At 70.7% G+C, this 24,735-nt stretch carries 18 protein-coding genes and 1 tRNA gene; 7 read left to right on the plus strand and 12 right to left on the minus strand.

Annotated features, from left to right (window positions below):
* The first annotated feature begins 318 nt into the window (after nt 1-318).
* Entirely contained in the window at nt 319-3,048 is a 2,730-nt protein-coding gene (gene ppc / locus HJD23_RS25065) for a phosphoenolpyruvate carboxylase (protein ID WP_171108268.1), read from the plus strand.
* Nucleotides 3,049-3,118: 70 nt separating this feature from the next.
* On the opposite strand, the gene HJD23_RS25070 is transcribed toward ppc, so the two are convergent.
* The 7 genes from HJD23_RS25070 to HJD23_RS25100 all read right to left on the minus strand — a co-directional run bounded on the left by HJD23_RS25070 (nt 3,119) and on the right by HJD23_RS25100 (nt 8,837).
* Nucleotides 3,119-3,886: an LPXTG cell wall anchor domain-containing protein gene (locus HJD23_RS25070; RefSeq protein ID WP_232107547.1), complete on the minus strand. Its 768-nt coding sequence runs from the start codon at nt 3,884-3,886 to the stop codon at nt 3,119-3,121.
* Between the two features lie 137 nt (nt 3,887-4,023).
* Nucleotides 4,024-4,512, minus strand: coding sequence for a hypothetical protein (locus tag HJD23_RS25075; protein WP_171108272.1), 489 nt, complete (start codon nt 4,510-4,512; stop codon nt 4,024-4,026).
* 100 nt (nt 4,513-4,612) lie between these two features.
* Nucleotides 4,613-5,215 carry an aminoacyl-tRNA hydrolase gene (pth, locus tag HJD23_RS25080; RefSeq protein ID WP_171108274.1) on the minus strand — a complete coding sequence of 201 codons (603 nt, stop codon included), beginning with the start codon at nt 5,213-5,215 and terminating at the stop codon, nt 4,613-4,615.
* Between the two features lie 69 nt (nt 5,216-5,284).
* Nucleotides 5,285-5,893 (minus strand): 50S ribosomal protein L25/general stress protein Ctc, encoded by a 609-nt coding sequence (locus HJD23_RS25085; protein WP_171108276.1) that lies wholly within the window; start codon nt 5,891-5,893, stop codon nt 5,285-5,287.
* Nucleotides 5,894-6,124: 231 nt separating this feature from the next.
* Entirely contained in the window at nt 6,125-7,105 is a 981-nt protein-coding gene (locus tag HJD23_RS25090; protein ID WP_171108278.1) for a ribose-phosphate diphosphokinase, read from the minus strand.
* Nucleotides 7,106-7,239: 134 nt separating this feature from the next.
* On the minus strand, nt 7,240-8,688 hold the full coding sequence (gene glmU / locus HJD23_RS25095; RefSeq protein ID WP_171108280.1) for a bifunctional UDP-N-acetylglucosamine diphosphorylase/glucosamine-1-phosphate N-acetyltransferase GlmU: 1,449 nt from the start codon (nt 8,686-8,688) through the stop codon (nt 7,240-7,242).
* A 78-nt stretch (nt 8,689-8,766) separates the two neighbouring features.
* Nucleotides 8,767-8,837, minus strand: a tRNA-Gln gene (locus HJD23_RS25100).
* 201 nt (nt 8,838-9,038) lie between these two features.
* Here HJD23_RS25100 and HJD23_RS25105 point away from each other — a divergent pair.
* Nucleotides 9,039-10,373 carry a histidine kinase gene (locus HJD23_RS25105; protein WP_171134078.1) on the plus strand — a complete coding sequence of 445 codons (1,335 nt, stop codon included), beginning with the start codon at nt 9,039-9,041 and terminating at the stop codon, nt 10,371-10,373.
* A gap of 10 nt (nt 10,374-10,383) precedes the next feature.
* Here HJD23_RS25105 and HJD23_RS25110 read toward each other — a convergent pair whose 3' ends face one another.
* Nucleotides 10,384-10,878: an SUKH-3 domain-containing protein gene (locus HJD23_RS25110; protein ID WP_171108282.1), complete on the minus strand. Its 495-nt coding sequence runs from the start codon at nt 10,876-10,878 to the stop codon at nt 10,384-10,386.
* 47 nt (nt 10,879-10,925) lie between these two features.
* Nucleotides 10,926-11,441, minus strand: a complete 516-nt coding sequence (locus HJD23_RS25115; protein WP_171108285.1) for a YwqJ-related putative deaminase — start codon at nt 11,439-11,441, stop codon at nt 10,926-10,928.
* A gap of 329 nt (nt 11,442-11,770) precedes the next feature.
* Here HJD23_RS25115 and HJD23_RS25120 point away from each other — a divergent pair, with 329 nt between their 5' ends.
* The 3 genes from HJD23_RS25120 (at nt 11,771) to HJD23_RS25130 (ending at nt 16,929) form a co-directional block, all read left to right on the plus strand.
* Nucleotides 11,771-12,769, plus strand: a complete 999-nt coding sequence (locus HJD23_RS25120; protein ID WP_171108287.1) for an SMI1/KNR4 family protein — start codon at nt 11,771-11,773, stop codon at nt 12,767-12,769.
* A 7-nt stretch (nt 12,770-12,776) separates the two neighbouring features.
* Nucleotides 12,777-15,800, plus strand: coding sequence for an SUKH-4 family immunity protein (locus HJD23_RS25125; protein ID WP_171108289.1), 3,024 nt, complete (start codon nt 12,777-12,779; stop codon nt 15,798-15,800).
* A 238-nt stretch (nt 15,801-16,038) separates the two neighbouring features.
* Nucleotides 16,039-16,929 carry a cellulose-binding protein gene (locus HJD23_RS25130; RefSeq protein ID WP_171108292.1) on the plus strand — a complete coding sequence of 297 codons (891 nt, stop codon included), beginning with the start codon at nt 16,039-16,041 and terminating at the stop codon, nt 16,927-16,929.
* A 26-nt stretch (nt 16,930-16,955) separates the two neighbouring features.
* Here the strand turns inward: HJD23_RS25130 and HJD23_RS25135 are convergent, their stop codons facing one another.
* The 3 genes from HJD23_RS25135 to HJD23_RS25145 all read right to left on the minus strand — a co-directional run bounded on the left by HJD23_RS25135 (nt 16,956) and on the right by HJD23_RS25145 (nt 20,889).
* Complete coding sequence (locus tag HJD23_RS25135) at nt 16,956-18,566, minus strand: cation acetate symporter (RefSeq protein ID WP_171108294.1); 1,611 nt, start codon at nt 18,564-18,566, stop codon at nt 16,956-16,958.
* On the minus strand, nt 18,563-19,048 hold the full coding sequence (locus HJD23_RS25140) for a DUF485 domain-containing protein (protein WP_171108297.1): 486 nt from the start codon (nt 19,046-19,048) through the stop codon (nt 18,563-18,565). The genes HJD23_RS25135 and HJD23_RS25140 overlap by 4 nt, the downstream gene beginning before the upstream one ends.
* Nucleotides 19,049-19,401: 353 nt before the next feature.
* Nucleotides 19,402-20,889, minus strand: a complete 1,488-nt coding sequence (locus HJD23_RS25145) for an MFS transporter (RefSeq protein WP_171108298.1) — start codon at nt 20,887-20,889, stop codon at nt 19,402-19,404.
* Nucleotides 20,890-21,346: 457 nt separating this feature from the next.
* Between HJD23_RS25145 and HJD23_RS25150 the strand changes: the two genes are divergently transcribed.
* Together HJD23_RS25150 and HJD23_RS25155 are read left to right on the plus strand one after the other, a co-directional pair.
* A complete protein-coding gene (locus HJD23_RS25150; protein ID WP_171108300.1) occupies nt 21,347-22,135 on the plus strand; it encodes an ABC transporter ATP-binding protein in 789 nt (262 codons plus the stop codon).
* Nucleotides 22,132-24,711 carry an ABC transporter permease gene (locus HJD23_RS25155; RefSeq protein WP_171108302.1) on the plus strand — a complete coding sequence of 860 codons (2,580 nt, stop codon included), beginning with the start codon at nt 22,132-22,134 and terminating at the stop codon, nt 24,709-24,711. Before HJD23_RS25150 ends, HJD23_RS25155 begins: the two co-directional genes overlap by 4 nt.
* Nucleotides 24,712-24,735: the final 24 nt, after the last annotated feature.

Below are 24,735 nucleotides of genomic sequence, written 5' to 3' on the forward strand. Positions count from 1 at the left end.
GGTGCGTCCCCTGTGGGGTCGTGGGTTGAGACAGATGCCGAGGGGTAGCGGAGAGGCGGGTACGGCTCGGACGAGACCTCCCTACGGTTCCGTAACCTACGGCGTCGTAAGTATGGCAGTGCGTCGCCCGGCGGCAAGAGCCCGTGGGCCTGCGCGTCCCGGCCGACACCTATCCTTGGAATCGGTCGGACAGCGCGGTCCGCTCAGATTCCTTCCCCGGAAGTCCGGCCCGTAATGCGGCGCCAGCCGTGCGACGGTCACCGGGTTCCCCACCACACGAGCTTCAGACGAGCTTCAACACTGCAAGGAGCCGCACCTGTGAGCAGTGCCGACGACCAGACCACGACCAGCACTGAGCTGCGCGCCGACATCAGGCGGCTGGGCGACCTCCTCGGGGAGACCCTCGTCCGCCAGGAGGGCCCCCAGCTGCTGGAACTCGTCGAGAAGGTGCGCCGCCTCACCCGTGAGGACGGCGAGGCCGCCGCCGAGCTGCTGCGCGGCACCGAACTGGAGACGGCGGCCAAGCTGGTCCGCGCCTTCTCCACCTACTTCCACCTGGCCAACGTCACCGAGCAGGTGCACCGCGGCCGCGAGCTGCGCGCCAAGCGCGCCGCCGAGGGCGGACTTCTCTCCCGTACCGCCGACCGGCTGAAGGACGCCGACCCCGAGCACCTGCGGGAGACCGTCCGCCACCTCAATGTTCGTCCGGTGTTCACGGCCCACCCCACCGAGGCCGCCCGCCGTTCGGTCCTCAACAAGCTCCGGCGCATCGCCAAGCTCCTCGACACCCCGGTCATCGACTCCGACCGCCGCCGCCACGACACCCGGCTGGCCGAGAACATCGACCTCGTCTGGCAGACCGACGAGCTGCGCGTCGTACGCCCCGAACCCGCCGACGAGGCCCGCAACGCGATCTACTACCTGGACGAGCTGCACGCCGGCGCCGTCGGCGACGTCCTGGAGGACCTGACGGCGGAGCTGGAGCGCGTCGGCGTCAAGCTCCCCGACGACACCCGCCCCCTCACCTTCGGCACCTGGATCGGCGGCGACCGCGACGGCAACCCCAACGTGACCCCCGAGGTCACCTGGGAGGTGCTGATCCTCCAGCACGAGCACGGCATCAACGACGCCCTGGAGATGATCGACGAACTCCGCGGCTTCCTGTCGAACTCCATCCGCTACACCGGCGCCACCGAGGAACTCCTGGAGTCCCTCCAGACCGACCTGGAGCGCCTCCCCGAGATCAGCCCCCGCTACAAGCGCCTCAATGCCGAGGAGCCGTACCGGCTCAAGGCCACCTGCATCCGGCAGAAGCTGGAGAACACCAAGCAGCGCCTCGCCAAGGGCATCCCCCACGAGGCGGGCCGCGACTACCTCGGCACCAGCGAGCTGCTGCACGACCTGAAGCTGATCCAGACCTCCCTGCGCGAGCACCGCGGCGGCCTGTTCGCCGACGGCCGCCTGGACCGCACCATCCGCACCCTGTCCGCGTTCGGCCTCCAGCTCGCCACCATGGACGTACGCGAACACGCGGACGCCCACCACCACGCCCTCGGCCAGCTCTTCGACCGGCTCGGCGAGGAATCCTGGCGGTACGCCGACATGCCGCGCGACTACCGTACGAAGCTCCTCGCCAAGGAACTCCGCTCGCGCCGCCCGCTCGCCCCCAGCCCCGCGCCCGTCGACGCGGCCGGCGCCAAGACCCTCGGCGTCTTCCAGACGGTCAAGAAGGCCCTGGAGGTCTTCGGACCCGAGGTCATCGAGTCGTACATCATCTCGATGTGCCAGGGCGCCGACGACGTCTTCGCGGCCGCCGTCCTCGCCCGCGAGGCGGGCCTGATCGACCTGCACGCCGGCTGGGCCAGGATCGGCATCGTGCCGCTGCTGGAGACCACGGACGAGCTCAAGGCCGCCGACACGATCCTGGAGGACATGCTCGCCGACCCGTCCTACCGGCGCCTCGTCGCGCTCCGCGGCGACGTCCAGGAGGTCATGCTCGGCTACTCCGACTCCTCCAAGTTCGGCGGCATCACGACGTCCCAGTGGGAGATCCACCGCGCCCAGCGGCGGCTCCGTGACGTCGCCCACCGCTACGGCGTCCGCCTGCGCCTCTTCCACGGCCGTGGCGGCACCGTCGGCCGCGGCGGCGGCCCCACGCACGACGCGATCCTCGCCCAGCCGTGGGGCACCCTGGAGGGCGAGATCAAGGTGACCGAGCAGGGCGAGGTCATCTCCGACAAGTACCTCATCCCGTCCCTGGCGAGGGAGAACCTGGAGCTGACGGTCGCCGCCACCCTGCAGGCCTCCGCCCTGCACACCGCGCCCCGCCAGTCCGGGGAGGCCCTCGCCCGCTGGGACGCCGCGATGGACGTCGTCAGCGACGCGGCGCACGCGGCGTACCGCAGGCTGGTGGAGGACCCGGACCTGCCGGCGTACTTCTTCGCCGCCACGCCCGTGGACCAGCTCGCCGACCTGCACCTGGGTTCGCGGCCGTCGAGGAGGCCCGACTCCGGCGCGGGTCTGGACGGCCTGCGGGCCATCCCGTGGGTCTTCGGCTGGACCCAGTCCCGGCAGATCGTCCCCGGCTGGTTCGGCGTCGGCTCCGGCCTCAAGGCGCTGCGCGAGGCGGGCCTGGACACCGTGCTCGACGAGATGTACGAGCAGTGGCACTTCTTCCGCAACTTCGTCTCCAACGTCGAGATGACGCTGGCCAAGACCGACCTGCGGATCGCCGGCCACTACGTCGACACCCTCGTCCCGGACGAGCTGAAGCACGTCTTCGACACCATCCGCGCCGAGCACGACCTGACCGTGCGCGAGATCCTCCGGATCACCGGCGAGGACGAACTCCTCGACGCCCAGCCGGTGCTGAAGCAGACCTTCACCATCCGCGACGCCTACCTGGACCCGATCTCCTACCTCCAGGTCGCCCTCCTCAAGCGCCAGCGCGACGCCGCGGCCGCGGGCGCCGAGCCCGACCCGCTGCTGGCACGGGCCCTGCTCCTGACCGTGAACGGCGTGGCGGCGGGCCTGCGCAACACGGGCTGACGGCCGCGGACACGACGGTGCCCCCGTGCTGCGTACGAGCACGGGGGCACCGTCTATTCCTGCCGGTACGTCAGCCCTGGTCGGCGCCCGGCTTCCGGCGCCGGAAGACCAGGTAACCGCCGGCGGCGAGCAACGCGGCCGCCGCACCGGCGAGCAGGCCGACGGGGGCGCCGTTACCGGTCTCGGCGAGGTCGCCCTCGCCGCTGCCGCCCTGCGCGGACGGGGAGGAGGAGGCGGCGGGAGCGGCACCCTCCTCGGACACGCTCGGGGAGGCGGCCGGAGCCTCGGTGGCCTCGACCGTCTCCGACGCCGTGGCGGACGGCGTCGCACCGCCGGTCTCCTCCCCGGAGCCGCCCTCACCGGTGTCGTCGCCGGTGTCGTCGTCGGAGCCGCCCGGCGTCGTGCCCTCGGTCACCGGGCAGGTGTGCGACAGGTTGAACAGCTCCAGCTCACCGCCGCGCACCTCGGCGACCGCGGAGGTCAGCTCGGCTCCCGGCAGCGACCACACGTACGCGTGCTTGTCGGACGGCGGACCGAAGTCCGTCACCACCTGCTGCCCGCCCGGCTCGAAGGTGACGGTCAGCTTCACGAAGTCCGACGAGTTCCCCGGCAGCACGAAGTGCCAGCCGTCCTGCCCGTCGGGCACGCCGGGGCACTGCTTCCGGCCCTGCTGCGGTGCGCCCTTGTCGTCGGTGGTGGCGGTGCGCGGAAGCTGCTGGCGCAGCTGCACGCTGTACGTGTCGCCACTGGAGTCGGTGGCATGTGCGGCGGCCGGGGAGACGAGCAGGGCGGCCGCGGCGACGGCGGACAGGGCGCCGGCGCGAGTGAGGGTATGCATGGGGCAGTCCATCTTCGAAGTGACCAACGGGGAAGATGTGGAGGGGGCGGCCAAGAGTCCCGCAGTTCCGGCAACAGAACAAGCACGAACAGGCAACACTCAGACTCTCCACAGATGTGGAGAGCGACGTTACGTCGTCAGACCACCGCGAAGGCGGCCGTGATGAGCGCACCTCCGGCCACCGCCATGACCCACGCGACCCGCGTCCGCCCCAGTCCGCCCGCGACCACCACGGACGCGAGCAGCAGCGCCCCGCCCAGCGGCACCCAGGAGTGGAGCACCCCAGCAGGACCCGAACGGACGACCTCGCTGCCGCCCGGCTTCACCACAACGGTGTACGTCTCCCCGTCCCGCACGGCCGCCGACTTCTCGATGACCACCCGCTCACGGGCCTGCGACCCCGCGGAGATCGGCGTGTACGGTCCGGCGCAGGTGTCGTCCCCGCAGCCGGTCACTCTGATCGTCCCGGTCTCCCGCCCCTTGGTGAGCATCACGTACTGGGCCGAACTCCAGGACGCCCACACCCCCGCGATCAGTATCAGCACCGCGACGACACCCATCGCCGCGAGCCGCCCGAACCGCAGCGCGACCAACGCGCCCTGACTGGAGACGACGGCAGAAGGCATGGCGGCGATCCTTGGCCATGCCTGCACGGTCAGTCAACCGGGGGCAGGGGAGACACGTCAGGGCGGGCAGGGGACAAGTCAGGGCCGGGTGGGAGACACGTCAGGAGTTGTACGCACTCTGCGCCCGCTCCAGCCCCTCGGTCACCAGACACTCCACCGCGTCCGCCGCCCGGTCCACGAAGTGGTCCAGCTCCTTGCGCTCGGCGGCGGAGAAATCCTTCAGCACGAAATCGGCGACCTGCATCCGCCCCGGAGGCCGCCCAATACCGAACCGCACCCGGTGGTAGTCCCGCCCCATCGCCTTCGTCATCGACTTCAAACCGTTGTGCCCGTTGTCACCACCACCCAGCTTCAGCCGCAGCGTGCCGTAGTCGATGTCCAACTCGTCATGCACGGCGACGATGTGGGCGACAGGCACCTTGTAGAAATCGCGCAACGCGTTCACCGGCCCGCCGGACAGATTCATGTACGACATCGGCTTCGCCAGCACCACCCGGCGGCTCGCCGGCCCCGGCGGACCGATCCGCCCCTCGACGACCTGAGCCTGCGCCTTGCCCGCCCGCTTGAACCGGCCCCCCATCCGCTCCGCCAGCAGATCAGCCACCATGAACCCCACGTTGTGCCGGTTCATCGCGTACTCGGGCCCCGGATTCCCCAACCCCACGATCAGCCAGGGGGCGCCCGCGTCGGTCGTCACGTCCATGTCTCCTTGATACGCGCCAGCCGCTGCCCCCACGGGGAACAGCGGCTGACGAAACGAAAAAGGTGAGGATCAGGCCTCGGTCGAGGCCTCCGCGCCCTCGCCCTCCGCGGCCTCCTCGCCCTCCGGGGCCTCCTCGGCCTGCGCGGCCAGGACCTGGAGAACCACCGCGTCCTCCTCGACCGCCAGCGTCACGCCGTTCGGCAGCTTGACGTCCTTGGCGTGGACCGAGGCACCGGCCTCCAGACCCTCCACGGACACGGTGAAGCTCTCCGGGATGTGGGTCGCCTCGGCCTCGACCGGCAGCGCGTTCAGCACGTGCTCCAGCAGGTTGCCGCCCGGCGCCAGCTCGCCCTCGGCGACCACCGGAACCTCGACGGTGACCTTCTCGCCCCGCTTGACCAGCAGCAGGTCGACGTGCTCCAGGAAACCCTTCAGCGGGTCACGCTGCACGGACTTCGGGATCGCCAGCTCGTTGGACTTGCCGTCGATGTCCAGGGAGATCAGGACGTTCGGCGTACGCAGGGCCAGCAGCAGGTCGTGGCCCGGGAAGGTCAGGTGCAGCGGCTGGGAACCGTGCCCGTACAGCACACCGGGAACCTTGTTGTCACGGCGGATACGGCGGGCGGCACCCTTGCCGAACTCCTTGCGGGTCTCGGCGGTGAGCTTGACCTCGGACATGCGGATCACTCCTCGTAAGAACTAGGAACGGACGTGGTCACCCGGCCACGAACGGCCTGCTACGAAGAGCGCGTCGATAACGGACCGCCGTACCCCGTCCCAGAACGGACCACGGCCTCCCTCGCCGAGCAACTGCAACAGAATACTCGGCGAGAGAGGCCAGAGAGAAGTCGATCATCAGCGCCCTCCGGGCGCGGGCGACCAGCCTGAGTCAGAACCTGAGTCAGAAACTCACTGCTCGTCGAACAGGCTCGTCACCGACCCGTCCTCGAACACCTCACGCACCGCACTCGCGATCGTCGGCGCGATCGACAGCACCTTGATCTTGTCCAGGTCACGCGCCAGCTCACCAGGCGTCGGCAGCGTGTTCGTGAACACGAACTCGCCCACCCGGGAATTCTTCAACCGGTCCGCCGCCGGACCCGACAGCACACCGTGCGTCGCCGTCACGATGACATCCTCCGCACCGTGCGCGAACAACGCGTCCGCGGCGGCGCAGATCGTCCCACCCGTGTCGACCATGTCGTCCACCAGGACACACACCCGGCCCTTGACCTCACCCACGACCTCGTGGACGGTCACCTGGTTCGCCACGTCCTTGTCGCGCCGCTTGTGCACGATCGCCAGCGGCGCCCCCAGCCGGTCGCACCAGCGGTCCGCGACCCGCACCCGCCCCGCGTCCGGCGAGACCACCGTCAGCTTCTCCCGGTCCACCTTCGCGCCCACATAGTCGGCCAGCAGCGGCAGTGCGAACAGGTGATCCACCGGCCCGTCGAAGAAGCCCTGGATCTGGTCCGTGTGCAGATCGACGGTCAGGATCCGGGTCGCACCCGCCGTCTTCATCATGTCCGCGATCAGACGCGCCGAGATCGGTTCACGCCCACGGTGCTTCTTGTCCTGCCGCGCGTAACCGTAGAAGGGCACGATGACCGTGATGGAGCGGGCCGACGCACGCTTCAGCGCGTCGATCATGATCAGCTGCTCCATGATCCACTGATTGATCGGAGCCGTGTGGCTCTGGATCACAAAACAGTCCGCGCCACGCGCCGACTCCTGATAACGGACGTAGATCTCACCGTTCGCGAAGTCGAAGGCCTTCGTCGGGACAACCCCGACACCCAGCTGGTGGGCGACCTCCTCGGCAAGCTCGGGGTGGGCGCGGCCGGAGAAGAACATCAACTTCTTCTCGCCGGTCGTCTTGATCCCGGTCACAGCACTGTCTCCTCAGAGATGTCTCAGCTGGATGTCGACACGACGTCTCAACCGGACGAGATAGGTCGTCTCAGCTGGTGGGGTGCGGATGTGCACTTATCACGGTACGCCGTCCCCGACGCACCTGTTTCCGGTCAGCCCTCGCCGTCCGGCTCCCGGGACGCCGCCTCGGCCGCCTTCGCCGCCGCGCTCCCCGGACGCTTACGAGCCACCCAACCCTCGATATTCCGCTGCTGACCACGGGCCACGGCCAGCGAACCGGGCGGCACATCCTTCGTGATCACGGACCCGGCGGCGGTGTAAGCACCGTCCCCGACCGTGACAGGAGCCACAAACATGTTGTCCGACCCCGTCTTGCAGTGCGACCCGACGGTGGTGTGGTGCTTCTGCTCCCCGTCGTAGTTCACGAACACGCTCGCGGCACCGATGTTCGTGTACTCACCGATCGTCGCGTCACCGACGTACGACAGATGCGGCACCTTCGTGCCCTCACCGATGGAGGCGTTCTTCGTCTCCACATACGTACCGATCTTGGCCTTCAGCCCGAGCCGCGTACCGGGCCGCAGATAGGCGTACGGCCCCACAGTCGCCTCCGGCCCGACCTCCGCCCCGTCCGCCACGGTGTTCTCGACGCGCGCACCGGCCCCGACACGGGTGTCCTTCAGCCGGCTGTTGGGACCGACCTCCGAACCCTCACCGAGATGCGTCGCACCCTGCAGCAGGGTGTTCGGGTGCACGAGGACATCCCGCTCGAAGCTCACCGTCACATCGACCCAGGTGGAGGCGGGATCGACGACCGTGACACCGGCCAGCATGGCGGCGGTCAGCAGCCGGTCGTTGAGGATGCGCCGCGCCTCGGCGAGCTGCACACGGTTGTTGATCCCCGCGATCTCACGGTAATCACCGGCCACCGAGGCACCGACACGGTGCCCGGCCTCGCGCAGGATCCCGAGGACATCGGTCAGATACTCCTCGCCCTGACTGTTGTCCGTACGGACCTTCTTCAACGCGTCGGAGAGCAACTGCCCGTCGAAGGCGAAGACACCCGAGTTGATCTCCCGGATGGCCCGCTGCTCGTCGGTGGCGTCCTTGTGCTCCACGATCGCGGTGACCGCCCCGGAGGCCGGGTCCCGCACGATCCGCCCGTACCCGGTGGCGTCCGGCACCTCCGCGGTCAGCACGGTGACGGCGTTGCCGTCCTCGGAGTGGGTACGGGCCAGGTTCCGCAGGGTCTCACCGGTCAGAAGGGGCGTATCACCGCAGACGACGACAACAGTCCCGTCCACGGCACCCCCCAACTCCTCCAGCCCCATCCGGACGGCGTGACCCGTGCCGTTCTGCTGCGCCTGGACGGCGGTGCGTACGTCGGGGGCGACCTCGGCGAGATGAGCGGTGACCTGCTCGCGCGCGTGCCCGACGACTACGACCAGGTTCTCGGGCTTCAACTCACCGGCGGCGGCGAGCACATGGCCCACCAGGGAACGGCCACAGATCTCATGCAGGACCTTGGGTGTGGCCGACTTCATACGGGTGCCCTCACCCGCTGCGAGTACGACGACGGCTGCCGGGCGAATGGCGCTCACGGGATGCCCTTCGGCTGTGGAGGGGGTGTGGACAACCGCAGGATACCGGGGCGGGTCAGGACCCGAACTGAGCGTGTGCTCCCGGGGGAGGACTCGAACCCCCATGATCAGAACCAAAATCTGACGTCTTGCCCTTAGACGACCCGGGATTGCCGCCATGTCCGATTTCGTAGATCGGATGCGGTGGCAGCCCCTACTATGCCGTACCACCCGCCTTCGACGCGACGGTGGAGCTCGGCACTCTGGCTCACATTCGGTCGGTTTCGTTGTCGTTCGGATACGGAGTGTGGTGTGGCCAAGTCGTGGAAACTCGCCGGAAAAGCGAAAGCCGCCGCCCGTAGGCTGGAGGCATGACCACGACGGGGGATGCGCGCGCCGAGGGCCTGACCGGGCCGTGGTGGTGGGCGCGATGGCGTAGTGCGGTGCTGGACGGGACGCTTGCGCTGGTGTCCGCGGTGGAGTGCGGTGTCGAGGGCGTGCCGTTCGCGCGGGACGCGGGGATTCCGGTGGCCGCGGGGGTGGTCTTCGGGGTGCTGGCCGGTTCGACGCTGCTGCTGCGCCGGATGTGGCCGATTGCCGTCGTCCTGGTGTCGGTCGCGATCTCGCCGGCGCAGATGGGTGTCCTGCTGACCGTCGTCGGTCTGTACACGCTCGCCGCGTCGGAGCTGCCGCGCCGGATCATCGCGGCGCTGGCGGGGATGTCGCTGGTGGGGACGCTGGTGGTGACGTTCGTGCGGGCGCAGCAGGACATGACGCGGGGCGAGGTGTCGAATCTCGGGGACTGGTTCGTCCCGTTCATTTCGATCACCGCTTCGCTCGGGGTGACCGCGCCGCCGTTGCTGCTGGGCCTGTATGTGGGTGCTCGGCGTCGGTTGATGGAGAGCCTTCGGGAGCGTGCCGACAGTTTGGAGCGGGAGCTTCAGTTGCTCGCGGAGCGGGCGGAGGAGCGGGCCGAGTGGGCGCGTAACGAGGAGCGGACGCGGATCGCGCGGGAGATGCATGACGTCGTCGCGCATCGGGTGAGTCTGATGGTCGTGCATGCCGCGGCCCTTCAGGCCGTGGCTCGGAAGGATCCTGAGAAGGCTGTGCGGAATGCCGCGCTGGTGGGGGACATGGGGCGGCAGGCGTTGACCGAGTTGCGCGAGATGCTGGGGGTGCTGCGCAGCGGGGACGGTGGCGTGGGTCGGCGTGAGGGGGCGTCGGTGCCGTTGGCGGCGGTGGGGGCCGCCGCTGCTGCCGCCGCGGCGGCTTCGCGGGTGGTCGTGGACGAGGAGGGCGCGGTGGGGGACGGGCCGTGTCTGTCCGAGCTGGATGAGTTGATCGGGCAGTCGGCCGCCGCGGGGATGGTGGTCGATCTGTCGGTGGAGGGGGATGCGCGGTCGTATGCGCCGGAGGTGGAGCAGACGGCGTATCGCGTGGTGCAGGAGGCGTTGACGAACGTCCACAAGCACGCGGCGGGGGCGAAGACGCATGTGCGGTTGGCGCATCGGGTGTCGGAGATCGCGATGCAGGTGGAGAACGAGCCGCCGCCGGAGGCCTCGTCCGCGTCCTCGGCCCGGTTGCCGTCGGGGGGCAATGGGCTGGTGGGGATGAGGGAGCGGGTCGTCGGGTTGGGCGGGGTGTTTGTGTGCGGGCCGACGGACGCGGGGGGTTTTCGGGTGTCGGCGGTGATTCCGGCGTCGTAGGGAGTGGGTGTCAGCCTGTGGTGAGACGGGCTGGTTCCATGCCGGCGACGAGGGTGGTGAGGGCCTGGTCGATGTCGTGGCCGAGGTACCAGTCGCCGGTGTGGTCGAGGGCGTAGACGCGGCCTTCGGTGTCGATGGCGAGGAGGGCCTGGGTGTCGGGTTCGGCGCCGAGGGGGCTGACTTCGGTGTCGAGGGCGCGGCCGAGGTCGCCGAGGGTGCGGGCCAGGTGGAGGCCGTGCAGGGGGTCCAGGTGGAGGTTGGCGGGGGCGAGCTGGCGGCCGGGGCCGGTCGGGGTGATGTGCAGGCCGCCGAATTCGGCCCAGGCTTCGACGGCGGCGGGGAAGACGGCGTGCCGGTGGCCGGCGGGTGAGGTGTGGTCGCGGAGGGCGTCGGCCCAGATCTCGGCCTGTTTGATGTCCCAGCGTCCGGGTTGCCAGCCGGCGGCGCGCAGGGCGGCGTCGACGGGTACGGCGAAGCGGGTGGTGGAGGTGCGGTCGGTATGCATCGGCCCCATCGTTCGTCGTGCGTGTGTTGGGTGTGTCGTGCTGTGGGTCAGTGGTCTGTTGCCGTGGGGTCGACGATGCGGACGCCGAAGTGGGCGCTGAGGGCGGTGCAGGCGCGGCAGGGCGGAGCGAAGCTGCCGTGTAGTGGGTCGCCGTCCTCGCGGATGCGGCGCGCGGTGAGTTTGGCCTGTTTGAGGGCTTTGCGGGCTTCGCCGTTCGTCATGGGTTTGCGGGCGGCGCGTTTGCTGCGGGCGGCGTCGGCGGTGGCGATGTGCCGGGAGATGAGGATGGCTTCGGCGCAGCGGCCGGTGAAGCGGTCGCGTTGGGCGCTGGTGAGCGTGTCGAGGAAGTCCTGGACGAGAGGGTGGAGTGGCGGGGGCTGGTCGCCGCGGGCGGCGGTGCCGGTGAGGGTGGTGCCGCGGACGGAGAGGGCGGCGGCGACGGTCGGAAGTATGCCGTCGCGGCGGTGGCGGAGGGTGGGTGCGGGACGGGTTTCGGTGGCGCTCCAGCCGATGCGCGGGTCGCCGGATGTCCCGGCGTGTGGTCCCGTTTGCGTCGCGTTCATGATCGTTTGTTCCCCTCCGTGCATCCCCCGTGCATCCCCCCGGCGGACACAGAGTGCCAAATGCCGTGGCCGGTGCGGAAGCTGGGGCGTTGTGACACGCCCGGTCGGGGCGGGCTGTCACGGTGGGGTGACGGCTGGTCACCGTGGGCGGAGTGAGGGTTTCCGGGGCTGTGACGTGCGCCGGTGACCGGTTTCGTCGTACCGCATAGGCTGTCGGCACCGCGATGCGCGGTCAACGCGTTGGAGACAGTCGCTACGGGGCGTAGTGGGCCGAAGGGTTCAGAGGTTTCGCTACGGGTCGTACCAGAGTGCCGCAGGGGGCAACCGCCATGACGACAGGTCGGCTCGGGGAGCAAGCCGCGCCGCCGAACGCGGCCTACGCCGGGCAGGTCGTGCATTTCCCGGATCCGGTCCGGGCGTCCCGTCACCCGAGAGGGGTACGGGTGGACGAGCGCGGCTACCCCGACTTCTCGCCCTATGCGCGTGCCGTCGCGGAGATCGCGGAGCCGCCGGCCGGTTTCGGTGTGGACGAGTTGCGGCTGACGGACTATGTGTCGGCGAATGCGGCGCTGTCGGCGTCCGGGCACGACTTGTGGGACACGGTGGCGCCGGTGGCGACGCCGCACGGGTGGACGTGGCACCACGTGGCGGGTTCGCGGCGGCTGGAGTTGGTGCCGGTCGAGGTGAAGGCGTTGCTGCGGCATCACGGTGGGATCGCCACGGCCGCGGTGGACCAGGCTAAGCGGGGGACGCGGCCGCTTCAGGAGACTCGGCCGGCGCATTTCGGGTTGCCGAAGTCGGGTCTTGCGGTGACGGAGACGCAGGTGCAGGGGGTCGAGGAGGACCTCGGGTACCGGTTGCCGGGTGCGTACCGTTCGTTTCTGAAAGCGGCGGGTGGGTGTGCGCCCGTCGGGACCGCGCTGGACGCGGAGTTGGGGCTGCTGATCGACCAGCCGTTCTTCACGGTGCGGGACGAGGCGGCGGTCAATGACCTGGTGTATGTGAACAAGTGCCTGCGGGACCATCTGACCAAGGATTACTTGGGAGTTGGTTTTGTGCAGGGTGGTCTGCTGGCTGTGAAGGTGAAGGGCGAGCGGATCGGTTCGGTGTGGTTCTGCGCGTACGACGACGCGCGGGACGTCGACCCTTCGTGGTCGCCCGCGGAGCGGGTGGAGCGGTTGCTGCTGCCGTGCGGGGAGGACTTCGACGTCTTTCTGTCGCGGTTGGCGGGGTCGCCGCCGGAGTTGGAGACGGTGGCGAATCTGATGGTGGACGGCGGTTTCGCGCGGGCGGTCGACGTCTCGTCCTCGGTGTCGGTGGGGGAGTGAGCTGACGATGGTGACCTTCGCGCAGGCGCAGGAGCGCGCGGAAGAGTGGATCAACGGGGATGTGCCGTCGTACCAGCACCGTGAGGTGCGGGTGCGGGAGTTCGAGCTCGGATTCGTGGTGTGGGCCGAGGACCGTTCGGACGGGCCGCGTTCGGACGGGGGCGGGCAGCGGCTGGTGATCGCGCGGGACAGCGGGGAGGCCACGTTGTGGCCGTCGCTGCCGGTGGGGGAGGTCATTCGGCGGTACGAGGAGGAGTACGGGCGTTCTGAGGGGGCCGCCCAGTCGGTGGTTGCGCCTGCGGAGCGGGTGGATCTGAACCAGACGTCGTTCTTGTTGAGTCCGCCGGAGTGGTTGCAGGAGGCGGCGGACAAGTTGGGGATTCCGGATCGGCGGGGGGCTGGTTCGGGGGGCGAAGATTCGGCTGCTGGTGCTGCTTCTGGTGGTGGTGGTGCAGGCCATGCTGGTGTTGCTGCCTCTGCTGGGGGTGGTGCCGGTGATGGTGGGGCGGGAGCTGCTGGTAGTGGGGCGGCTTGGCCTGCTGCCGGGGGTGGTGCTGAGGGGGCGTCGGATTCTGAGGCGGGCACGGGAGCGCGTGTAGGGGCGCCGCTTGGTGCCTCCGGTGTCACTGGCGCGCCGCGTGCGCCGGGGGCGCCTGTGGGGGCGACTCCGTGGGCCGGGACGGACACCAACGCGGATGCCGGTGAGGACCGTTCCGTGCCGTTGCCGGAGACGGTGTTCGCGCCGCCGTTGAGTGGGGCCGATGAGGGGGAGCCGCGGGTGGCGCCTCCCGAGGCGCAGACGGCGTTGCTGGCGGGGGGTAGTCAGCTGCCGCCTACGGCGGTTGCGCCGGCGGTCGATGAGGCCGGTGCGCCGGGGGCGGGCAACGTGCCGGGTACCGTGCCGGGGGGCGCGTCTGGGGGCGCGTCGGCGGGCGGTACGCCTCCGCAGGCGCCGGCTGCGCCGACGTATGGGTATCCGCAGGGGGTGGTGGGTGGCGCCGGTGGCACTGCTGTCCCCGGTGGCTCCGGTGGCTCCGGTGGCTCCGGTGGTGCGGCTGTGCCGGGTACGCCGCCGCCTGCGACAGTGCCGGGTACGCCGCCTCCGGGTGCTCCGGGTGCTCCGGGTGCTCCGGGGTACGGCTATCCGCAGGCGCCGGGTGCGCCCCAGCCGTCGGCCGGTGCGGGGCAGCCGCTCGCTCCGAACGCCGGGGACATCGCCGACGCCGCCACGAGCAAGGCGGCGCCTCCGCCGCGTCGGGCGCGGGGTGGGGGTGCGACGCCGCCTCCGCCGCCGGGTGCTCCGGGTACGCCGGGTGCGCGCCCGGGGAGTACGCCTCCGCCGCCCGGTGCACCGGGTGCGCCGGCGGGTGGATACGTGCCCACGCAGCTTGCGTCGGCCCTCGGGCCCGACGGTCCTGAGGGTCCTGCCACCGGTCCGGGCGCGCCGCAGGCGCCCGGTGCCCCGACACCGCCCGGGCCTGCGAACCCGCCGGGAACTCCGGGAACACCGGGAACTCCGGGGGCGCCGGGCGGTACGCCTCCTGGTGGCGTCCACCACGCCGCCACGATGCTGGCCGATCCGGGGCAGCCGGGCCCGGGTGGAGGCGCGCCGCAGCCTCCGCGTGCCCCTGGTGTGCCGGGCGCGCCTCAGCCGCCGAGCGCCCCAGGTGCGCCGAGCGCCCCAGGTGCGCCGGGCGTCCCAGGTGCCCCGGGTGCCCCGGGTGCTCCGAGTGCCCCGGGTGCAGTCGGCGCGCAGGGCTCCGCAGGGGGCGCGCATGGTGCCGTACATCACGCGGAGACCATGCTGGCCGCGCCCCCCGTGGGCGCCCCCGGCGCGCCTCCGCCCCCGCAGGCCCCCGGCACGCCCCCGCCCCCGCCGCCGGGGGCGCCAGGTGCCCCGGGTGCTCCCGGCATGCCTCCGGGCGCCCCGCAGCCGATGGCCCCGGCGCCGGGCGCGATGCCGCCACCGCCCGCTCACCCGGGGCCCGGGCAGCAGCCGATGCCGGGACAGCCGGTTCCCGGGCAGCCGCCGGCGTACGGCTATCCGCAGCAGGGTCAGCCGACCGTCGGCCCGGGCTATCAGGCCGTACTGCGCTATCGCGCACAGGACGGCTCGGAGCAGCAGCTGATCCGGCGTTCGGCGCCGGGTACGCCGCACCCGGAGTGGCAGATCTTCCATGAGCTGCGGGCGATGAACGTGCCGCCGGACCAGGTGCTGGAGCTGCACACCGAGTTGGAGTCGTGCGAGCTGCCGGGCGCGTACTGTGCGCGGATGATCCGCGAGCAGTGGCCGCAGGCGCGGATCACGAGCATCGCGCCGTACGGCACGGATCACGCGAGCCGCCAGCAGGGTATGCAGCAACTGCTCGCCCACCAGGGTGAGTTGCATCAGGTGGCCGACGGTCCCGCGCGCCCCGCGCCGGTGCGCGCGCCGTTGCCGCCGGTGCCGCCGGCGCCGCCGATTCCGCCGGAGGGTGTGGCGCAGGAGCTGGCGGGGGCGTTCGGGCCGGGCGTGTTCCGGTTCGAGCAGGCGGCGGTGTCCCGGCAGGGTGTGCCGCCGGTCGTGGCGCACACGCTGGTCGTGGCCGGACTGCCGCTGGACATGGGGCCGTTCTTCTGGGCGCAGGCCCAGCCGGGGCGGCCGGTGCCGACGCTCGCCGAGCTGGCGCAGGAGCGTGGGGTGCAGCCGGCGTCGGACGCGGGCTCGTACCTCGTTATGGGCAGCGACTTCGGCAAGGCGATCTGTGTGCAGTACGGCACGGCGAACATCGTGGCCGTACCGGTGGAGGCCGGGCCCGGCGGTGCGCCGGTGCCGCCGCAGTTCGTGAACACCGGGCTGCCGGAGTTCGTGCGCTGTCTGGCGCTGCTCGGCCGGATGTGGCGCCTGCGGTTCGGTCTGAACCAGGAGCAGGCGGGCCGTTGGACCGTCGACTTCCAGGCCCAGTTGGCCGCCCTCGACCCGGCGGCGCTGGGTTCGCCGGAGAGCTGGTGGTCGGTGCTGCTGGAGCAGATGTGGGACGGGTTGCTGTGAGGCGGATGTCGAGCTGACATTCCCTTGCGGGGTCGGCCGGGCCTGGTCGTGTGACCGGGCCCGGTCGTTCTGTTGTTCGGAAACGCGTGCGCGCCGGGTCGGACGCGGGTGCCGACTGCGGAGGAGCGGCTGCGGAGCCTCGGCTGCCACGCATCGGCTCCGGAGTGTCGGATTATGAACACTTCTGTCTGATACATCAAAATATGCGCTAAATCGACGTCCCTCGAGGGGTTCCGCAATGAGCAGCGCATCCGTGTCGCCGCATGGCTTTGTGACAGTCCGGGGGCGTGGCTACCGCCCCGAGCAGGTCGATGCGTACGCCGACGCGTTGTCCGAGGATCGTGACGCCGCCTGGGAACGAGCCGCCCGCCTCACCGTCCTGGCCAGGGAGATGGAGGAGGAGGCCGAGGAACTGCGCGAGACGGTGGCCGAGCTTCCGCAGCAGACGTACGAGGCGCTGGGCGAAGGCGCGCGGCGCCTTTTCCAGATGGCGCAGGAGGAGGCCGCGGCGGTACCGGAGCGCGCCCGGCGCGCGGCGCGCGAGCAGCTTGCGCAGGCCGAGGCGTACGTCGAAGGCGTGCGCCGGGCGGCGCAGGAGGAGGCGGACGCGCTGCTGGCGGAGGTCGAGGAACGTGCCCGGCACCGGTTGCTCGCGGCGCAGGCCGAGGCGGACGAGATCCGTATCTCCGCCCGGCGTGAGGTGAAGGAGGGGCGCGCGGAGGCGCTTTCCGCGTTGCGCGAGGTCCGGCAGCGTACCGCCGCGATGCTGGCCGAGCAGGAGAAGGAGCACGCCGAGCGCTGGGCCGCGGTGGAACGCGAGGCCGAGGAGGGCGCCGCCGCCGTGGACGCGCAGTACGCCGAGCGGTTCGCGCGCGCGGAGGCCGCGTTGGCCGAGGCGCAGCAGGAGTTCGCCGACGCCGAGCAGGCCGTCGAGCAGCGGCAGGAGGAGGCGCGGGCGCTGGCCGCCGAGGTGCTCGCGCAGGCGCGGATGCGTGAGGAGCAGATCGCCCGCGAGACGGAACGGGTGTTGCGGGAGCACGGGGAGCGCTGGGACGACGTACAGGCGCACATCGACTACGTACGCAACAGCCTCGCGGCGCTGACGGGCGGGCACGCGCCGACGGAGTGAGCACCGCCGGGCGTCCCCGCGCGCGGTCAGCCCTTTCTGCGTACCGCCCCCGCCAGAATCCACCCCTCCACCGCCTCGTACTGCCGCCGCTGCTCCTCCGCCTTCCGCCGCCCGGACGCCATCGTCCCCAGCCATCCGAAGGCGAAGCCCAGGGGGACGGAGACCAGGCCCGTCGTCGTGAAGGGGAAGTACGTGAAGTCGGCCTCGGGGAAGGCGGAGACGGGCGATCCGGAGACCAGGTTGGTGCCGGGCATCAGGATCACGACCGCGAGGGAGCCGCCGATGAGGGTGCTCAGCAGGCCGGTTCGGGTGTAGCGGCGCCAGAAGAGGGCGTAGACCAGGGCGGGCGCTATGGCGGAGGCGCCCAGGGAGAAGGACAGCGTCACCAGGGGTTGCAGGCTGCGGTGCTGGACCAGCGTGGCCAGCAGGATCGCCGGAACGCCGATCGCGGCGGCGGAGACGCGGGCCAGTGTCATCTCGCGGCGGGCGGTCAGGTCCTGGACGCGGCCGGCGAAGACGTCGTGGGCGAGGGAGTTGGCGCAGGCGAGGATCATCCCGGCGACCGAGGCGAGCACCGTCAGGAAGACGGCGGTGGTGACCGCCGTGAACAGGAACGTCTCCCCGGTGGTCACCTCCGGTCCGAGTGCCGCCTGCGAGCCCAGCAGATAAGCGGAGTTGCCTTGCGGGTCGGCGCGTGCGATGGTCTCGCGGCCGATCAGCGCGGTCGCGCCGATGCCGACGACCGTGATGATCAGCACGAAGACCGCGACGCTGGACACCGCCCAGGACATCGACCGGCGTACCTGCCGGGCGCTGGACGCGGTGTACATGCGCATGGTGACGTGCGGAAGGCAGGCGCCGCCCAGCACCACGCACAACTCGGCGGTGATCATGTCGAGCCGGGGGAACGGCCCGCCCTCGAACTGCAGCCCGGAGCTGAGGAACGCGGCGTCCACTCCGCTGCGCTCCGCCGCCGTGTCGAACAGCGCGACGGGATCCCAGTCGAACTTGTTCAGCACGAGCAAGGCGACCACAGCCCCCGACCCGAGCAGCATCACCATCTTCAGAATCTGGATGAGTGCGGTCCCTTTCATCCCCCCGATCGCGGCGTAACTGATCATCAGGGCGCCCAGCCCGACGATGCAGCCCGTCTCCACCTTCGTATTGGAAAACCCCAGCAGAAAGGCCATCAACTGTCCCGTGCCCGCGAGCTGGACCAGCATCATCGGCAACAGCGCGGCCAGCGTCACCACACACGCGGTCACCCGCACACACCGCCCCGGCATACGGCGTGCGAAGGCGTCTCCCATCGTGAAACGGCCCGCGTTCCGCAGAGGTTCCGCCAGCAGGAACATCAGCAGCATCAGCGACAGGGCCGTACTGAGCGCCAGCACGATCCCGTCGTGGCCGTACAGCGCGATCACCCCACCCGTGCCGAGCACGGTCGCCGCGGAGATGTAGTCACCGGCGATCGCCAGGCCGTTGCGCATCGAGGACAGGGAGCTGTAGCCGGTGTAGAACTCGTCGAGGTCGTCCCGGTCGGGGCCGGTCATCACACACAGCAGCAGCGTGATCGTGGCGACGACGGTGAACGCGACCAGCGACATCGTCTCCGCCGACTCACTGAAGCCGGTCACCGTGCGGCCCCCCGCCTGGCGTCCAGCGCGGCCTGCCGGCGGATCCGGTCCGCGAGCGGATCGACCCGCACGCGCGCGGTGTGCTCGTACAGCCCGATCGCCAGCCAGGTGACCGGCAGTTGGGCCAGCGCGAGCAGCAGCCCGGCCGGCAGCCCACCGGGGACCTCGGCCGTCATGAACCCCGGCGCGAACGCCGACAGCACCAGAAACACCGTGAAGTAGCCGAGCGCGGTGAGTGTCGCCACCCGCCGCTGCCAGCGGTAGGCGCTGCGCAGGATGCGCAGGTCGCTGTGGTGCCCGAGCGGCGCGTGCACCGGCGCACGCCGCGTGGCGGGCTCGGGCCGTGGCTCCGGTTGCCAGGGGTAGGTGGGGTACGTCGGTGAGGCGGTCGGGACGTTGTGGGGCAGCGGCGAGAAGGAGTGGTCGGGCGGCGGCGGATTTGACGGATATCGCGGGTATGGCGACAACGGGTCGTGGGACATCCCGTGCTCCTTGCGCGGCTCGGGTCCGTGGCGGCGGACCGCAGGGAGGTGGGGGGGCGGGCCACGCACGCTACTCGGCGGGCCCTGGGCGCGTGGGGTTTTGGACAAACTGAGTGGTCGGTATGCGCTTACTTCTGCAACCCGTGCGTGACCTGCGCTGTTACCCGCGTTAACTCCGACTTTTGGCGCGCCGTGAGCGGCGTCCCACAGGGAAGACGGGTGAACGGCCCGCCCCGGCACCGGCGTTGAGGGCGAGGCCCTAGGGGACGAGAGCCGTCCCTTGGCGGGAGGCCCTGAGGGACGGCTCTCGTCGCGCGGCCCGGCTCCCCGCGAACCGGTCGTGCGGATGTGCGTCAGTGCTCGTCGATGACCGGGAAGCGGCGCGGCGCCAGTACCAGCAGCACCAGGAAGGCGAGGGCGGCGGCGCACGCAGCGCCCAGGTACACGGCGTGGACGGCGTCCGCGATGGCCCGTCGGGTCGCCTCGGACGCGATGCCGAGGCCGTGGGTGACGGCGTCGAGGTCCGCACTGCCGAGACGGCCCGCGAGCACGCCGTTGGCGACGGCACCGAAGAGGGACGCCCCGACGGTCTGGCCGGTCTGGCGGCAGAAGAGGATCGAGGCCGTGGCCGTGCCGCGTTCGGACCAGCCGACGGTGGACTGGACGCCGACGATGAGGGGGAGTTGGAACAGGCCGAGCGCGGCCCCCAGGAGGAGCATCAGGAGCGCGGGCTGCCAGGCCTCGCCCGGGTACGGCAGCAGGGGGAAGGCGAGCAGGATCAGGGTGGCCGTGCCGATGCCGAGCACGGCGGTGTCGCGGAAGCCGATCCGGCGGTACACGTGCTGGCTGAGCGCCGCCGAGACCGGCCAGCTCAACGTCCACACGGAGAGCACGAATCCGGCGGCGACCGGGCCGAGGCCGAGCACGGACTGGGCGTACGTCGGCAGGAACACGGCCGGGGCGACCATGAGCAGTCCCAGCGCGCCCAGCGCGAGGTTGACCGCGGCGATCGTACGGCGGCGCCAGACCCAGCCGGGAATGATCGGTTCGGCCGCCCGGCGTTCGATCACCACGAGGAGCGCGACGAGCGCGAGCCCCGTGCCCAGCAGGGCCAGCGACGGCGCCGACAGCCAGGGCCACGCCACTCCGCCCTGCACCAGCGCGGTCAGCAGGACCCCACCGCAGACGAACACGGTGAGCGCGCCCGACCAGTCCACACGCGCGCGTGTGGCTGTCTCGCGCCGCGGCTCGTGCAGGTGACGGACGATCAGCCACAGTGCGAGGCCGCCGATGGGCAGGTTGACCAGGAAGATCCAGCGCCAGTCGGCGTACGCGGCGAGGACCCCTCCGACGGCCGGTCCGGCGACCGCCGACACCGCCCACACCGTGGAGAGCTTGGCCTGGATCCTCGGGCGTTCCTCCAGCGGATACAGGTCGGCGGCGAGGGTCTGGACCGTGCCCTGGAGGGCGCCGCCGCCCAGGCCCTGGACGATGCGGAAGACGATCAGCACCCACATGTTCCAGGCGAGCGCGCACAGCAGGGAGCCGAGGAGGAAGACGGACGCGCCCGCTATGAGGACCGGTTTGCGGCCGAAGGTGTCGGAGAGCTTGCCGTAGAGGGGGAGGGTGACGGTGACGGCGAGCAGATAGCCGGAGAAGAGCCAGGAGAAGACGGAGAAGCCGCCCAGGTCGCCGACGATCTGCGGTACGGCAGTGGAGACGACGGTGGAGTCGAGTGCTGCCAGCGCCATGGAGAGCATGAGCGCCGCTACGACCGCTCCCCGCTTGTCGGTTGCGGCGCGCCGCGCGGTGTCGCGCACGGCGGGTCCGGTGCTGCCCACGCAGATTCCTTCCCCTTGCACCTATCTGCCGTCCGACAGCTTCCCACTTGACCTTCACGCGGCGGGAGGGTGCAGCCTGAGTGGGCCGCAGGAAGGACCGACCCTGAGACGGCCTCCGCCCGAGGGGGGACTGCCCCTAGGGGGAATCTCCGCATCAGGGGTCAGGGAGGGTTCGTTCCGGCGGAGGACGAGAGGCGCCCAGGCCGTCCTTAACCTGGCTTTACACCGCTGAGGGCGTCGCCGGGGGGCAAGGCCGTGGGTGCCGGGAGGCGGTGTTCCGCACCTTCGGGGGTGGGGTTTTCCTCAGTGAAACAGGGGGCTGTACACCATCGATCGGTACCGCCTCCTGCCGCGAGACTCATCGACGTACCACTTCGCACGACTCAGTACGGGCCACGGGCCACGGGCTGGTACGGGCACGTGCGGGCCAACTGCTGACCGACATAGGAGACATACGGTGACATCGGCTGTAACCATTCCCAGGCACGGGGGCACTGGAGAGCGTACGGCCGTTGCCGCGCGGGCGCGGCAGGTCGTCAAGGCATACGGGGCCGGGGAGACCCGCGTCGTCGCCCTCGACCATGTCGACGTGGACATCGCCCGCGGCCAGTTCACCGCCATCATGGGCCCGTCGGGATCGGGCAAGTCCACTCTGATGCACTGCCTGGCCGGGCTCGACACCGTCACGAGCGGGCAGATCTACCTCGACGAGACCGAGATCACCGGTCTGAAGGACAAGAAGCTGACGCAGCTTCGACGGGACCGGATCGGGTTCATCTTCCAGGCGTTCAACCTGCTGCCGACGCTGAACGCGATAGAGAACATCACGCTGCCCATGGACATCGCCGGCCGCAAGCCCGACAAGGCGTGGCTGGACCGTGTCGTGGACACCGTCGGGCTCGCCGGGCGACTCAAGCACCGGCCGACACAGCTCTCCGGCGGTCAGCAGCAACGCGTCGCCGTGGCGCGGGCGCTGGCCGCCCGGCCGGAGATCATCTTCGGTGACGAGCCGACCGGAAACCTCGACTCGCGCGCGGGCGCCGAAGTGCTGGGCTTCCTGCGCCGGTCCGTGGACGAGCTGGGACAGACCATCGTGATGGTCACGCACGACCCGGTGGCCGCGTCGTACGCGGACCGCGTGCTGTATCTCGCCGACGGCCGGATCGTCGACGAGATGCACCGGCCGACGGCCGACGCCGTCCTGGACCGCATGAAGGACTTCGACGCCCGGGGGCGCACGTCATGACCGTGCTGAAGACCTCCATGCGCAACTTCCTCGGGCACAAGGGGCGCATGGCCCTGTCGGCCGTCGCCGTGCTGCTGTCGGTGGCCTTCGTGTGCGGCACGCTGGTGTTCACCGACACGATGAACACGACCTTCGACAAGCTGTTCGCGGCCACCGCCTCGGACGTCACGGTCAGCGCCAAGGACTCGTCGGACACCGGCGAGACCACCGCGGACAACGGCAAGCCCCCGGTCATGCCGGCCTCCGTCGTCGACGAGGTCGGCAAGGCGGACGGCGTGCAGTCGGCCGAGGGGACGGTCTTCTCGACGTCGGTGACCGTCATCGACGCCGACAAGGACAGCCTCTCCCCGACCACCGGCGCGCCGACCATCGTCGGCAACTGGAACGCCAACGACGCCCGCACCATGGAGATCACCTCCGGTTCCGCGCCCAAGGGCGCCGACCAGGTGATGGTCGACGCGGACACCGCCGACAAGCACGGCCTGAAGCTGGGCGACGAGATCGGCATCATCACCGCCGTCGGCACGCACCGGGCGAACGTCTCCGGCATCGCCGACTTCACCGTCACCAACCCCGGCGCCGCGATCTTCTACCTCGACACGAAGACCGCCCAGCAGACCCTGGTCGGTGAGACCGGGGTGTACACCAACGTCAACGTCACCGCCGCGCCCGGCGTCAGCGACGCCCAGCTGAAGAAGAACGTCACCACCGCGCTCGACGGCGGCTACAAGGTGCAGACGGCCAAGGAGGTCGCGGACGCCAACGCCGAGGACGTCCAGGAGTTCATGGGCGTCATCAAGTACGCGATGCTCGGCTTCGCCGGGATCGCCTTCCTCGTCGGCGTCTTCCTGATCATCAACACCTTCTCCATGCTGGTCGCCCAGCGCACCCGCGAGATCGGCCTGATGCGGGCGATCGGATCGAGCCGCAAGCAGGTCAACCGCTCGGTGCTGATCGAGGCGCTGCTGCTCGGCCTCGTCGGCTCCGTGCTGGGCGTCGGCGCGGGCGTGGGGCTCGCGGTCGGCCTGATGAAGCTCATGGGCGCCATGGGCATGAACCTCTCGACGGACGACCTGACGGTCGTGTGGAGCACCCCGGTGGTCGGCCTCGTCCTGGGTGTCGTGGTCACCGTCCTGGCCGCCTACCTCCCGGCCCGCCGCGCCGGCAAGGTCTCCCCGATGGCCGCGCTGCGCGACGCGGGCGCCCCCGCCGACGCCAAGGCGGGCCTCGTCCGCGCCGTGCTCGGCGTCCTGCTGACGGGAGCGGGCGGGGTCGGGCTGTACCTGGCGGCCGCCGCCGACAAGGCGAGCGAGGGTGCCCTGTGGCTGGGCGCGGGCGTGGTGCTGTCGCTGATCGGCTTCGTCGTCATCGGTCCGCTGCTGGCGGGCGCAGTGGTCCGGGTGCTCGGCGCGATCGTGCTGCGGATATTCGGCCCCGTCGGCCGGATGGCCGAGCGCAACGCGCTGCGCAACCCGCGCCGCACGGGCGCCACGGGCGCCGCGCTGATGATCGGGCTGGCGCTGGTGGCCTGCCTGTCGGTGGTCGGCTCGTCGATGGTCGCCTCGGCGACGGAGGAGCTCGACAAGAGCGTCGGTACGGACTTCATCGTGCAGTCCGACAGCGGCCAGCTGATCACGCCGCAGGCGGTCGAGGCCGTGAAGGCGGCCGACGGCGTGGACCGCGTCACCGAGTACAAGTGGACGAAGGCCGACTTCACCACCCCTGACGGCAAGACGTCCAAGGACACCGCCATCACGGCCGCCGACCCGACGTACGCGCAGGACCTGCGGGTCGAGACCGTCGCGGGCAACCTCGCCGACGCCTACCGGCCCGACTCGATGTCCGTGCACGAGGAGTACGCCAACGACCACGGCGTCAGCCTCGGCTCCAAGATCGCCGTCGACTTCGAGGACGGCTCCACCGCCCAGCTGACGGTCCGGGCCATCACCGGCAGCGACGCGGTGATCGACCAGGGCGCGATGTACACGTCGATCGACACCCTCGCCAACTATGTCCCGGCCGACAAGATGCCGCTCGACACGCTGCTCTTCGCCTCGGCGAAGGACGGCCAGGAGACGGCCGCGTACACGGCGCTGAAGGCGGCGCTGGACGACTACCCGCAGTACAGCGTCCGGGACCAGACCGACTACAAGGAAGCCCTGAAGGACCAGATCGGGCAGCTGCTGAACATGATCTACGGCCTGCTGGCCCTCGCGATCATCGTCGCGATCCTGGGCGTCGTGAACACGCTCGCCCTGTCGGTGGTCGAGCGGACCCGGGAGATCGGCCTGATGCGGGCGATCGGGCTCTCGCGCCGGCAACTGCGTCGGATGATCCGCCTGGAGTCGGTCGTGATCGCCCTCTTCGGTGCCCTGCTGGGCCTGGGACTGGGCATGGGCTGGGGCGCCACGGCGCAGCAACTGCTCGCCCTGGAGGGGCTGAACGTGCTGGAGATCCCGTGGCCGACCATCGGCGCGGTGTTCATCGGCTCGGCCTTCGTGGGCCTGTTCGCCGCCCTGATACCGGCCTTCCGGGCGGGCCGCATGAACGTCCTCAACGCCATCGCCACCGAGTAGCCACCGCACACGGGGGTTGCGGGG

The sequence above is a fragment of the Streptomyces sp. Z423-1 genome, assembly GCF_013009255.1.
Lineage (GTDB): Bacteria > Actinomycetota > Actinomycetes > Streptomycetales > Streptomycetaceae > Streptomyces > Streptomyces gossypiisoli.

Excerpts from the sequence above, each read along its gene's own strand:
- HJD23_RS25070 (WP_232107547.1), bottom strand. The coding sequence starts at position 3,886 with ATGCATACCCTCACTCGCGCCGGCGCCCTGTCCGCCGTCGCCGCGGCC.
- HJD23_RS25075 (WP_171108272.1), bottom strand. The coding sequence starts at position 4,512 with ATGCCTTCTGCCGTCGTCTCCAGTCAGGGCGCGTTGGTCGCGCTGCGG.
- pth (WP_171108274.1), bottom strand. The coding sequence starts at position 5,215 with ATGGACGTGACGACCGACGCGGGCGCCCCCTGGCTGATCGTGGGGTTG.
- HJD23_RS25085 (WP_171108276.1), bottom strand. The coding sequence starts at position 5,893 with ATGTCCGAGGTCAAGCTCACCGCCGAGACCCGCAAGGAGTTCGGCAAG.
- HJD23_RS25105 (WP_171134078.1), top strand. The coding sequence starts at position 9,039 with ATGACCACGACGGGGGATGCGCGCGCCGAGGGCCTGACCGGGCCGTGG.
- HJD23_RS25110 (WP_171108282.1), bottom strand. The coding sequence starts at position 10,878 with ATGCATACCGACCGCACCTCCACCACCCGCTTCGCCGTACCCGTCGAC.
- HJD23_RS25115 (WP_171108285.1), bottom strand. The coding sequence starts at position 11,441 with ATGAACGCGACGCAAACGGGACCACACGCCGGGACATCCGGCGACCCG.
- HJD23_RS25120 (WP_171108287.1), top strand. The coding sequence starts at position 11,771 with ATGACGACAGGTCGGCTCGGGGAGCAAGCCGCGCCGCCGAACGCGGCC.
- HJD23_RS25125 (WP_171108289.1), top strand. The coding sequence starts at position 12,777 with ATGGTGACCTTCGCGCAGGCGCAGGAGCGCGCGGAAGAGTGGATCAAC.
- HJD23_RS25130 (WP_171108292.1), top strand. The coding sequence starts at position 16,039 with ATGAGCAGCGCATCCGTGTCGCCGCATGGCTTTGTGACAGTCCGGGGG.
- HJD23_RS25140 (WP_171108297.1), bottom strand. The coding sequence starts at position 19,048 with ATGTCCCACGACCCGTTGTCGCCATACCCGCGATATCCGTCAAATCCG.
- HJD23_RS25155 (WP_171108302.1), top strand. The coding sequence starts at position 22,132 with ATGACCGTGCTGAAGACCTCCATGCGCAACTTCCTCGGGCACAAGGGG.